This window comes from Paenibacillus polysaccharolyticus (genome assembly GCF_900102085.1).
Classification (GTDB): Bacteria; Bacillota; Bacilli; order Paenibacillales; family Paenibacillaceae; genus Paenibacillus; species Paenibacillus polysaccharolyticus.
In genome coordinates this window covers 1-12,994 of record NZ_FMVM01000020.1, presented here as the reverse complement: position 1 = coordinate 12,994, position 12,994 = coordinate 1, and the positions used below count along the sequence as shown (strand labels likewise).

At 46.8% G+C, this 12,994-nt stretch carries 9 protein-coding genes; 8 read left to right on the top strand and 1 reads right to left on the bottom strand.

Annotated elements, in window-relative coordinates:
- Window positions 1-79: 79 nt before the first annotated feature.
- Complete coding sequence (locus BLQ13_RS23870) at window positions 80-904, top strand: endonuclease/exonuclease/phosphatase family protein (RefSeq protein WP_090924203.1); 825 nt, start codon at window positions 80-82, stop codon at window positions 902-904.
- A gap of 190 nt (window positions 905-1,094) precedes the next feature.
- Here BLQ13_RS23870 and BLQ13_RS23865 read toward each other — a convergent pair whose 3' ends face one another.
- Window positions 1,095-1,922, bottom strand: coding sequence for a methyl-accepting chemotaxis protein (locus BLQ13_RS23865; RefSeq protein WP_090924202.1), 828 nt, complete (start codon window positions 1,920-1,922; stop codon window positions 1,095-1,097).
- Window positions 1,923-2,280: 358 nt separating this feature from the next.
- Between BLQ13_RS23865 and BLQ13_RS23860 the strand changes: the two genes are divergently transcribed.
- From BLQ13_RS23860 to BLQ13_RS23830, 7 genes are all read left to right on the top strand, one after another.
- Entirely contained in the window at window positions 2,281-4,590 is a 2,310-nt protein-coding gene (locus tag BLQ13_RS23860; protein ID WP_244159439.1) for a glycoside hydrolase family 88/105 protein, read from the top strand.
- Window positions 4,591-4,812: 222 nt separating this feature from the next.
- The gene (locus tag BLQ13_RS23855; RefSeq protein ID WP_154891485.1) at window positions 4,813-6,144 is read left to right on the top strand and encodes an ABC transporter substrate-binding protein; all 1,332 of its coding nucleotides are present in this window, start codon (window positions 4,813-4,815) and stop codon (window positions 6,142-6,144) included.
- 135 nt (window positions 6,145-6,279) lie between these two features.
- Complete coding sequence (locus BLQ13_RS23850) at window positions 6,280-7,230, top strand: carbohydrate ABC transporter permease (protein WP_420848963.1); 951 nt, start codon at window positions 6,280-6,282, stop codon at window positions 7,228-7,230.
- Complete coding sequence (locus BLQ13_RS23845) at window positions 7,227-8,075, top strand: carbohydrate ABC transporter permease (protein WP_090924199.1); 849 nt, start codon at window positions 7,227-7,229, stop codon at window positions 8,073-8,075. The genes BLQ13_RS23850 and BLQ13_RS23845 overlap by 4 nt, the downstream gene beginning before the upstream one ends.
- A gap of 27 nt (window positions 8,076-8,102) precedes the next feature.
- Window positions 8,103-9,992, top strand: a complete 1,890-nt coding sequence (locus BLQ13_RS23840; RefSeq protein WP_090924198.1) for a sensor histidine kinase — start codon at window positions 8,103-8,105, stop codon at window positions 9,990-9,992.
- Entirely contained in the window at window positions 9,989-11,596 is a 1,608-nt protein-coding gene (locus tag BLQ13_RS23835) for a response regulator (RefSeq protein WP_090924197.1), read from the top strand. Before BLQ13_RS23840 ends, BLQ13_RS23835 begins: the two co-directional genes overlap by 4 nt.
- A 180-nt stretch (window positions 11,597-11,776) precedes the next feature.
- Window positions 11,777-12,331 carry a GNAT family N-acetyltransferase gene (locus tag BLQ13_RS23830; RefSeq protein WP_090924196.1) on the top strand — a complete coding sequence of 185 codons (555 nt, stop codon included), beginning with the start codon at window positions 11,777-11,779 and terminating at the stop codon, window positions 12,329-12,331.
- The last annotated feature ends 663 nt before the right edge of the window (window positions 12,332-12,994 follow it).

The window sequence follows — 12,994 nt, the reverse complement described above, 5'->3', positions numbered from 1 at the left end:
ATGTATTCATTTCAGGAGCAGTACTGGCTGCGCGGCAGCCATATGAAGACTATATTCAACAACAGGAGCGAGCATAGAGATGAAAATCCTTACATTAAATGTCCATGCTTGGGCAGAAGAAAACCAACGAACCAAGATCAGTCAGCTGGCTGATTTTATCAATACACATCAATTTGATATCATATCGATGCAAGAAGTGAACCAGCCGATTCAAGAAACGGCTCTGACCCAAGAGGAATTGCAGACGTATACAGCAACCGAAGCGGATGTGACGATCAAAAAGGATAACTACGCTCATGTCCTGCTACAGCAACTAACCGAGACGTATTACTGGACCTGGATTCCAACACATATCGGGTTTCGTACATACGATGAGGGGCTGGCGATTCTAAGCCGGACACCCATTACTTGTTCATTCGGCAAATACGTGTCCCACATGCGGGATTATAACAACTATCGAACACGCAAAATCGTCGGGATTGAGACTACCCTGGAAGGTGAGTCCACATCCACATGGTTTGTGAACGGACATTATAACTGGTGGGATGATGCACAGGAACCTTTTAAGGGGCAATGGGATTTGACCGAGCGTGTGCTTGCACCTTATATGCATCAACCGTTGTATCTGATGGGGGACTTCAACAATGTCGCGGAGATTCGTGGACAAGGCTACGATTACATGATGGAACATGGCTGGAATGATCTGTATACGACAGCCGAACAAAAAGACGACGGGGCTACTGTGGTTAAAGCGATTGCCGGCTGGGCGAACAATGAACAACCGCTAAGAATTGATTATATTTTCTCGAATCGTCCTGTTCAGGCGCAGACCTCCAACGTTGTGTTAAATGGTAAAAAGGGACCTGTCGTATCCGATCATTTCGGTGTTGCGGTAGAGATATAAGGATCTTCCGAGTTTATGCTTTTGCACGTACATTCTCTTTCTCGTGTACGCCTGAATGCTATATTCGATCATGTAGATAGAAAGCCTCCGCTCATATCCCGAACAGGGAATGACTGCGGAGGCTCTTGGTGTGTCGTAATAGGGCTATTTTTTATGTAATTCGTGGTGGCTAGGGTTGACTTACTCAAGTTTACTCAAGCGTAAGCATCTGCTGTACAAACTTTTTTAGATTTGCACTGGTCTCACTCAGTTGTTCAATACTTTGCATGAATTCAGTCACAAGCTTGGCTTGATCTCCAGTTGCTGTCGTAATCTGGCCAATCTCTTGCTCCATATATTTCATGGAATGCTGCACACTGCCCAGAGAGGTCTCTATATCCGACGCAGCTTGTTTCGTATGATCGGAGAGTTTGCGGACTTCACTAGCTACGATGCCGAATCCGGCGCCTTGCTCACCGACACGAGCGGCCTCGATCATTGCGTTTAATCCAAGCAGATTGGTTTGCTCGGAGACTTCACGAATCACGTTAGTGACTTTTGTGACGTTAATCGAATTTTCGGATGCCTTTTGAGAATTTCGCAAAATTTCCTCCGAGGTTGTTGACAGCTGCTCCGAATGAGCTGCAATTTGCTGAATGCCACCAACAAGGGAGTTAATTGTTGTTTCGCTTTCGCTAATCAGCTTTTCCAGTGTAAGGTGATTATCAAGTGCATAGTTGACCCCCAGGATGCCGACTACTTGTCCGTTTTCTTTTACAGGGATGAGGATGGAATCGAACGGCCTTCCCTGAAGATCACCAGGCATGCGCACAACGGTGCGGGAGTCCTTATTGCTCAGCATTTTGAAATGCTTGTAGTCATCATGTAGTTCGTCGCCGGCTTTTACACCAATATCTAGACTTTGGGCTTCGGAGAAATATAATACCTTTTCATGATCATTGATCGATATGGAGATATCGTCACGGAACATTTGACGTACAAAAGGCATCGTATTGACCAGAGATTCAAGCGTATTCAATATAAATCTGTCCTTTCCAAATTAGTATGGGTTGTTATTAAACTACCTAGTATATATCGGCTGCGTCTCGAATTTCTTTTAACCATGATTGTCACATGTACCATATATTTCTTGATTTTGGTAAGCAAAGCGAGGATTTGCGAGTACAGTGTAAGCGTAAACAAAAATCTGTAGCCACCATGAGCTGTGTCAGTTATACTAGGATTATTAATTGATACGAAGGGTAAAAGAAACTCTGTCGCTTGCTCATAAAGGGGTATCCTCATTGAGGTTAAGCGCTATATCTATATCATGAAAATAAGTGAACAACGTCCTGTAAACAAGCATGGGCTTTTATAAGATTGAGAAGTACTTCAACATGAGAGGAATGTGGCATTCAATGACAACGTATTTCAGTGAACCGCAGAGCATGTATTATCGATTCGGAGAAAATCAGGAGCAGGTATTGAAGGTGCTTGCCGAGAGATATATTGGTGCCAATGCACAGGCTGATTTTGTATACCGTGCGTTTCAGCAATCCGGCATTTTGCAAAATGATAAAGGGCTCTATGATCTGAATCTTGGTAAACGCTTTCCAGACGCGCCGAAAGATCATATCTCCTACGCCGCAGCGCTGGTATGGGGGGATGAGAATCGCAATCTCGATGTGCTGGTACGTTGCTATGGACCGGTACGTTTTTATTTTAACAACGAGTTGATCTACCGTTCTACGGTCATTGATGAGATAACGCCAGATGCCACGGTGAAGCTTGGAATCGACATCGAGCCCGGCTGGAATACCGTGTGGCTGGAGATGAAAAACACCCCTGCCGGATTCGGATGCCAGTTCGGTTCCGATGAAGGCAAAGTACGTATTCTGAATGTACTTGCTCCTTTTCAAGAGCGTTCGGGGCAAGCGGGATGGGTCTTCTCTGAACCAGTTACATCCGCACAAGCCCAGCCAAACCTGCTCGCGAGTCAAGGAGAGAGTAATCTAAAATGGTTGCCAGAGACCCAGTGGTCTGCTTCTGATCAGAATAAATCGGCTTTGGAACGAATCTATGGACTGCTTCCAGGCAGACACGCTTATGCATGGACGAATCTGAACAATCGTGATACCTCTGGACGTCCGGTTCGATTATCTGGACAATCCTCTGGTCCAATACAGATCTGGCTCGGGGACAAGTCAGTTGCAACAATAAAAAACGCAGGATCGTTTGAAGTGGAGGTTGAAGCTACATTTGGCCGAAATGATCTTCTGGTAAGAAGTGAATGTCAAGCCGGTGCTGGCTCATGGGGATTTGACCTGAAAGCTTCTGTCGGTACAGAGTCTCTTCAGTTGGAGCTTCCGCAACGAGTGCAGGGAGCATTGGAAGAATGTTGGTTCTATGCAGGTCCATTTGAATCTGGAGCCGAGCCAGAACTTGCAGATTTGATGCGTTTGGATCGTGTGTACCGGACTAATGCAGGACAACAAGGCACAGGAACTAGCGGCGTTTCGCAAGCAGGGCGGACGTACTGGCGTTTGGATCGGCCGGATACGTTCATCCGACCTTATTATGAAAATGCGATGCTGAGCAATAAATGGACCGTGGGTAGTGTAACCAACTATGGACGTTGGGATTACCCGCTGGGTGTCACCGTCTATGGCCTGCTCCAGGCAGGACGATATATGCAAAGAACAGATATTACCCGTTATGCCGCAGAACATGTACAGTCATGCACTCAGATGTATGAGTATTCTCTATGGGATCGTGAGCAGTACGGTTTCCCTTCTATTAATCAGCAGTTAATTATGTTGAAAATGTTGGATAACTGTGGTTCCTTCGGCTCAGCGATGTTGGAATCATATACGGAATGCAAGGAACCAACCTTCCTTCCCATTGCTGAACGAATCGCGGACTTTATGCTTAACCGTTTGGAGCGTCAAGCGGATGGGGCGTTCTATCGGACATGTGCTGGGGAATATGCCGAGAATACGATGTGGGCAGATGACCTTTACATGAGTACACCATTCCTTGTGCGGTATGCTCGTGTGACAGGGAAATCCGAAGCACTCGATGAAGCGGCCAAACAGTTTTCATTGTATCGCAAATATTTGTTTATGCCTGAATACAAGATCATGTCTCATGTATATGATTTCAAATATAAACAGGCGACTCAGATTCCTTGGGGGCGTGGTAACGGGTGGACTCTTTTCTCCCTGACAGAAGTACTGGAGGCATTGCCTGAAGACCACGCGGAGCGTCCCGCTTTAATCGAGTTTTTCAACGAGCTATGCGAGGGTTATGCAGCACTGCAAAGTGAGAGCGGGCTCTGGCATCAAGTATTGAATCATTCGGAAACGTATCTGGAAGCCTCCTGTACAGCTATGTTTGCGTATGGTTTCGCACGCGGTGTGCGTTTCGGCTGGTTTAAAGATCCTTCGGCATACGTTACGGCAGCTCAGCGGGCTTGGAAGGGACTAGTGAGCAACGCCATTGACCGTCAAGGGAACGTTCACGGCGTATGTAGCGGATCAAGATATGCATTCACAGCTGAATACTACGATCAAGATTTGCGGACGGTTACCAATGACAACCATGGGATCGGGATCATGATGCTGGCTGGAACAGAGGTAGCCAAAATGGAGAAACATTTATCGGAGCGCACGGCGAAGTCTACAGCGTCTACTGTACATTCCGGATAGAACGAGGTTGTATCAGCTTCCCACCTGCTTCATTTTTTAGGTTTGTTCATCATGAAGAGATAAGCGCCACCGGGAATGTGGTTTCCGGTGGTTTTTCTTTCCTGTGAACCCCTTACTTTTTTGACAGGATAGCTTACTTTTGTTTATGTCATGTACAGAGACAGGCGATTACAATATTTTTGTAAGCGATTTCATATAAGCAAAAGGGGAGGAAATTCATTCATGATCATCACCAAAAAGTGGGTAACCCTGTTCTGCCTGTCCCTGTTATTATTCGCTACAGCCTGTTCTGGAGGAACCTCAAGCACACCGGCATCTTCCGGTGATTCAGGCCAAGGCGGTACTTCTGACAAAATTGAACTGCGCATGACCTGGTGGGGGTCACAGACCAGACATGATCTGACAACAAAAGTGATCAAACTGTTTGAAGAGAAACATCCAGGCATTACGATTAAAGCTGAATATTCGGGCTGGGATGGATATTTTGACAAACTTACGACTCAGGTTGCCGGTTCGAACGCTCCGGATATCATCCAGATGGACTACGCGTTTCTGACGGACTTTGCACGGCGCGGTGCTTTGCTTGACCTGACGCCATATGCAGATAAAGAGCTGCGAATCAAAGACCACGACAAGAGCATGATTACAGCCGGATCGATCGACGATAAACTATATGCCATCACCCTTGGGGTGAATGCGCCAGGTGTCATTTATGACGCAACATTATTCCAGCAACTGGGCATTGAAGAGCCGAAGGAAAGCTGGACATGGGACGACTTCTCAGCGATAGCAGCCAAGATTGCTGCAGCGAAGGGAGACGGATTCTACGGTTCGGCTGACATTTCCGGTGCTACGAATATGTTTGAGGTATTTGTACGCCAGTCCGGTAAAGGGTTGTTTGAGGATGGCACCATGACAGCAACAAGTGACCAATTGAAAGAGTGGTTTGAGATGTGGGCTGCATTGCGTGAGAACAGAGGAGCTACATCCGCTGAAGTCGCTGCTTCCACAACCAATGCACTCGAAACCAGACCGATTTCTTTGGGTACAGCGGCTATGGACTTTGCGTGGTCCAACCAACTGCTTACGTTCCAACAAGTGAACAAAAACCAGGATCATAAGCTTGGCATTCAAGTGTTGCCACATGGTGTGAACGAACAACGGATCGGTGAGTATCTGAAGCCAGGCCAGTTCCTGTCCGGTTATGCGAAATCCAAGCATCCAAAAGAAGTAGCTATGTTCATAGACTTTATGGTGAATGACCCTGAAGCGACAGCGATTCTTGGATCAGAGCGCGGTGTGCCAGTCAATGCGAGCATCCGTGAGCAGATGCAGCCGAAGCTGTCAGATGCAGAGAAAGTCATTTTCCAATTCATTGATACGGTATCCAAACATTCCAGTGAAATTAGCCCGCCATACCCGCAAGGTTTTGCTGAAGTGGACACGAGTTTCAAAAGTGCAAGCGAACAGATCGCTTTTGGTCAAGGTAGTATGACAGACATCATTGCCCAGTTTATTGAGGGCGCCAAAGCAACGCTTGGATCAAGCCAGTAAAGAGAATAGAACTTGTAGCTATAGACGAGTTTTACCTGTATCTGTATTTGTAGATATGTCTACAAATATATATCTACAAATACACCTGGCGGAAACCGTTCCGATGAATTCAAATACTGCGGGGAGGTTGCGAAAATGACGACATCACAGGTCAGTCAAGCCAGAATCGAGAAAGTAGCCGCCCGGCGCATGAAACGTCGATACGCCCATAATGGAGCCGCTCTGCTCTTTCTCGCTCCTTGGCTTGTCGGATTAGTATTTCTGACCCTGGGTCCCATGCTTGCTTCGTTATACATTTCCTTTACCGATTATAGTATTCTTGCCGCTCCGAACTGGGTCGGTCTGAATAACTACGTCACCATGTTTACGTCTGACAAGTTGTTCACCAAGTCCCTTCAGGTGACATTTACCTACGTTGCTGTCTCCGTTCCACTCAAACTGATTTTTGCCTTATTTGTCGCGATGCTGCTCAACAAAGGCATTCGCGGACTTGGCATATACCGCACCGTGTATTACATCCCTACATTGTTGGGAGGAAGCGTAGCTATCGCAATGTTGTGGCGCAAAATGCTGGGTGGTGACGGATTGCTCAACAGCGTACTGGCGTTGGTAGGCATTAAAGCACCTGACTGGGTGGCTAATCCGAAGTACGCACTGTATTCCATTGTTCTGTTGTCTGTATGGCAGTTCGGTTCATCCATGATCATCTTCCTGGCAGGACTCAAACAGATTCCACCGGAGTATGATGAAGCTTCTGCGGTAGATGGTGCGGGTCCGATGCGGAGATTTTTCTATATCACGTTGCCGATCCTGTCACCTGTCATCTTCTTTAACTTAGTTATGCAGCTGATTACGTCCTTTCAATCGTTCACACAGGCCTTCATTATCAGTAACGGCAGCGGGGGTCCGGTAAATTCCACATTGATGTACTCTCTCTATCTGTACAAAAAAGGGTTCTCCTTCTTCCAGATGGGTTATGCTTCTGCCATGGCGTGGGTGCTGGTAATCCTGATCGGCGTATTTACATTGCTCGTATTCCGCAGCAGCAAGTTGTGGGTACACTATGAGGATGGTGGAAAATCATGATTGGACAACGTAACTCCGTAGCATGGATTGTCACCAAACATGTACTGATTTCAGGTATTGCCCTTGTGATGCTCTATCCTGTTCTATGGATGCTGGGCAGCTCGTTCAAGCCGGGGCACATGATTTTTACAGAAACTTGGTTCTGGCCAAAGGAATGGAATTGGCAAAATTACATGACGGGCTGGTCCGGCGCTCAGGGGAATGCCTTTTCCAAATTTCTGACCAACTCCATCGTTCTGTCGCTTGGAGCCGTGCTGGGCAATGTGATCTCCTGTTCGATGGCGGCCTATGCCTTCGCCCGGCTAAACTTCCGCTTCAAAGCGATCTGCTTCGGGCTAATGCTGATGACGATTATGCTACCGCACCACGTTACGCTAATCCCGCAGTATATTCTCTTTAATCAGTTGGAGTGGGTGAATACGTACTTGCCACTTGTTGTACCAAAATGGTTGGCAACTGACGCGTTTTTCATCTTCCTTATGGTACAGTTTTTCCGGGGATTGCCGCGAGAACTGGATGAAGCAGCGACGATCGACGGTTGTGGCCCGGTAAGAATCTATACCAAAATCATTATCCCGCTCGCTTTTCCGGCACTGGTAACGACGATGATCTTTACGTTTTTGTGGACATGGGATGATTTCTTCAGTCAATTGATCTACCTGAGCGATGTGAGCAAGTACACCGTTCCGCTGGGACTACGCCTGTTCCTGGATTCGAGCTCACAGTCCGATTGGGGTCCGATGTTTGCCATGTCTGTTTTATCCCTTGTGCCATGTTTTATCGTATTTATCGTGTGTCAGAAGTACTTCGTGGAAGGAATCGCGACCTCTGGGCTCAAAGGGTAATTCCAAGACGAAACGAGTTGATTCCGAGTGCGAAAAACAAGATGGTCTGCCTACATTCTTCAAAAGTTGCAACAAAGCAAGCTCTCCACATTGATGGTGACTTGCTTTATTGCGTTTAACTTGCTGCTTGTCTCCATTATTGTATGGCTGGCTTACCAATCCTTCTCTGCGGTCACATTTACCGAAATCAGCAAAGCACGTCTTGCTCTTTTGAATGAGAGCACCAGGCGGGGCTTTGATTTTATTACTGGGGTAACGGGCACGTCCTATGGGCTCGCAAGCAACAGGGAGTTGTCTAACTTGCTGGATACATCCAATACGGGCAGGTTGGCACAAATTCATCAGCGGAGAGAGGTTTCAAAAATTCTGGATCATACCATGGTGGTGAGTGATGGGATTACCTCAATTGAGCTGTATACGGATGCTTTTAATGAAGTAACAGTTACCATGGCTGACCGTATTTTTCCTGTAGATGCTATATCGAATGATTCATGGTTTGCCGCACTGGAGAAGGCGGACGCAGCTTGGGTTCCGTTACGTGAGAATGAATCGGGACAATCCTTGGTTGGATATGCACAGCGGATCTATGATAGTCGAGGCGGGACGGTCGCTTATGTGCTCATTCGTCTAAGCAGAGCAGATATCGTACGCAGGTTTGCCGATGTTCCAATGGTGCTTGATGGCAAAGTGCTACTGGTGGATACCGCCGGCAATGTGGTGATGCAGATAGGGAAGGCTGATCCGTCAGGGGGAAGTACAGGTCAGTCCGATCAAGAAGATCAATCACGTCCCGAAGAAAAGCAGACCATAGCTCAAGGAACGGTGGACGGGACTGACTCATCATCTTCTATTATAGATAGTGCCTGGATTCAGGAGCATGCGCGGCCTGGAGAAGATGGATTCGAAGTGGTATCAGGTCAACCGGGTGGAGCAGAGTTGGTGCTGTACTCCAGACCTGCTATGCTTCAGTGGCGTCTTGTGCAGACGATTCCTGTCTATACCTTGTTATCCCCGGTGCGCCAAGCAGGCTGGCAGATTCTCGGCATCGCTGTGCTTGGATTGTTATGCTCGGCTGTGCTTGCTTATTTGTTTGTACGGCAGATTATTCGACCTCTGCGCCAACTGATCAAACGAATGAGACAACTCGAAAAAGGGGACTTCGATACGCGTGTAAAACTGTCGTTTACAGAGGAGTACGCCCATCTGGCTTATGGTTTTAACCATATGGCTTCACAGCTTACGATGCTGATGGAGCAGGTCAAAGAAGAGAGTCGAGCGAAACGGGAAGCACAAACCAGCTTGCTTGAGGCTCAGATCAAACCTCATTTCTTATACAATACGCTGGATATGATTCACTGGCGTGCGCTTGATTATGAAGCCAAGGACATCAGTCGTATGATTGTGCAATTGAGCAAGCTGCTGCGGATCGGGCTGAGTGGGGGCAGATTGTTTATCCGTGTAAGGGATGAATTAGAGCATGCCCGTTGTTACGTCAGCATTCAATCTGAACGCTTACCGTTCTCGATTCAATATGAGGAGCGGATCGACCCACGTATACGTGGATGTCATATCCCCAAGATCATCTTGCAACCCTTTATTGAAAATGCTGTGATGCATGGGCATCCATTGGAAGGAACATTGCGTATCCAAGTATGTATTGCCCCGGCGGAAGGGGCTGTTGCTGACATCACCATTCGAATCACGGATAATGGACAAGGTTTGCCGGAGGATTGGAACATGGAGGATGCACGAGGTATCGGTGTTCGTAATGTACATCAACGCATTCAGTTGTATTGTGGACAAAGGTATGGCGTGCAACTACGGAATGGAAGTTCAGGCGGTGTCGAGGTGGAGATTACACTACCGCGCATTGAGACCGAAGAGCATTTAAATCTGTGGCTGGGCGGTGAAAAATGATGAAAACCATTATGCTTGTCGATGACGACCCGCATATTATTAAAGCGCTGACCGAGCATATTAACTGGCCCTCTTTGGGCCTGAGTATTGCTGGTACAGCTGCGAGTGGAGTGGATGCACTTGAGCTGTTCCAGCGCGTGCGTCCGGATCTTGTCATGACCGACGTGTACTTGCCGGGCATGACTGGACTTGAAGTCACGCAGGAGTTGCGGCGTGACTATCCCCACTTGCCGATTATCATCCTTAGTGGATATGACGAGTTCGAAAACGCCAGAGCGGCTATGCGCTGGGGCGTGAATCACTTTTTGCTAAAGCCAGCGGAGGTGGAAGAGATTGAGTCAGTGCTACGGGAAGTGTTGCTGGAACAAGATGTGCGAGAGCGGCGAGAGCGGCTGGAGCGGACGTATAAACAAGAAGCGGGAAGAGTGCTCCCTTACTTACGCAAACAGTTTCTTCATGAATTGCTGACCACACGTTATCGAGCGGACGAATTGCCCGAGGCACGGATGGATTATATCGGGTTTCAAATCTATGATAAGGTTCGTGCAGTCAGTTTGCAGTTGAATCGTCCAGGTTTTATGACACGTATGAAAGAGCGAGACTGGCAACTGTTACGTTATGGAGCGGCGGATATCATCCAAGAGACAGTGAAGCAACAGACTGCTGAGATGGCGAATTGCCAAGTGGAGGTTGTGGATTATTCGGATCAGGTATTTGTACTCGTTATGCTTGGAGACAAGGATTATTTTGAGGACTTGCAGACTCTCGTAGGTCGGATGATTGATCAGATCTTTACGTATCTGAAAATTGAAGTTAGCGCCGGCATTGGTCGGGTGAAAGAGCATCCCTGCGAGGTCATCGATTCTTATCTGGAGAGCAGGGAAGCGGTAGAACGAGCGGAGTTTCAGGGTGGGAACCGCATTTATCATGTGGAGACATCGGAAGAGGTGGAGCGAAGCGCGACAGATTATTCATTGTTGCTTCATCAATGGGATGAGGCGTGGGCCGATCTGCGGATTAATCAGGCGGAGGAGGTCTGGTTTCAATTATTCCAATCGCTACAAGAGGGAAACTGTGCAAGCATTCAGGATGCCCAGGTGGTAGCGGTTAGTTTATTTGATACGATGATGCATAGCTGGAAAAAGCAACAGCCGATGCTGACACCTCCACTCACGATGAGTGACTTCCTGCGTGAAATACAGTCTAAATATGCTTTGCATGATCTGATAAACTGGATGGATGGCGTCATTAAGGGATGGCTGGAGCAGATCCGCAAGGAGATGGGCGAGAAGAAAAGTAACAAACTTATCGCTCAAGTGAAACAATACGTTGAGGAACATTACGCAGAGGAGATCAGTTTCGAGGCCATCGCGAAAGGTCTTTTTGTGCATCCCAAGTATTTAAGCCAGCTATTCAAAAGGGTAACCGGAGAGAATTTCGTCAGCTACCTGAACGGATACCGTATCCAGCGGGCAATGGAGCTTTTACAGTCGGGACATTATATGGTGTACGAAGTTAGTGAGATGACGGGGTTCCGCAATGCGACGTATTTTAGTCAGGTGTTCAAGATGTTGACAGGGAAAAGCCCGTCAGAGATTGGTTGAGTGGATTAGTTGTCAGTCTGGCAAGTTGAAGATTCGGGATTCTAAGTCAGATCGAGTGAGGTTGGCGCACCGAACGGAGCAGTATATAGAAGAGAATATGACAAGGTGAGTGTGGAATGTAGCCTAAACAGAGTTGATGATGTTGTTAATGTTAAGCGTGAAAGGTGTGAAAGAGGCGAGATGATCATTGATGATCAGGAGTACCTATTCAAAGGAAAGCGATATACCATTCGTTCAGCCGTGGAAAAGGATGCCGATACGTTGTGCTCACTTCGTGTGCAGCTAGACGGTGAGACGGATAATATGGATCGTGAAGCGGGCGAAGCCTACATTGATGCTTCGGGGTTCCAAGAGTTGATTTGTATGGATACCGCAAAACGTAACAATCTGTTTCTGGTTGCTGTGGCATCAGGTGACATTGTCGGGTACTGCAGGTGTGCTGGATCTGAGTTGAAGCGTTTTTCGCATCAGGCCGAGTTTGGGGTATGTGTTGCCCGTTCCTTCTGGGGAAATGGTATAGGAAGAGAGTTACTGAAATCGTCCTTACATTGGGCGGATGAACAAGGGATCGAAAAGGTAACGTTAAAGGTACTTTCAACGAATGATAAAGCGATACGATTATATAAGACAAGCGGTTTTGAGATTGAAGGAGTCCTCAAGCGAGATCGACGGCATGCGGATGGACAGTATTACGATACCGTGATGATGGCCAGATTTGCCCATGGAACGAGATAGCATATGAAATTAGGGGGCTTTGTTTAGTGGCTAGAATACACGCATCAAAGGTTACCCTAGATAGTTTTATCCCTAATGCTAGATGGAAGCGTTGTATGATTAATACAAGCTAACTGAGAACAACCATTTAAAAAATAAGAGTTGGTCTAGTATCACAGGATTCCTTGGATAGATTTAAATGATGAGTATTCTATAAGGTGTATTTCATGTGTAGCTGAAACGAGTAGGGTAAGTAAAGGGATGTAGTGTGTGAGGGCAGTTTCAATTATCATTATAGAAGCATGCTGATGTTATATGGTTTTGATCTAAAGTCGATTTATTAATGGGATATTTTACAAGTTGCCAAAGGGTTGCATGTTATGATATATTCTAAATCCGGCCAAGAAAACACAGTTTACACGGTGCGGCAAGCAAATGAAAACAAGCTTCAAAAGAAACTTGAAAAAAAGAGCTTGCAAAGTTGGTTTGGAAGTGATATGATATAAAAGTTGCTGAAGCGAATGAGTGACGGTGACTGAATATGTTTGATCTTTGAAAACTGAACAACGAGTGAGTAAACATTCTGCTCGCAGAATGACGTGAAGGTTTTTGGTACATGCCATCTGGCTGTATGAAAACTGGAACACAAATGAGATTTTTAATCTCGTCAGATTCAAAATGAGC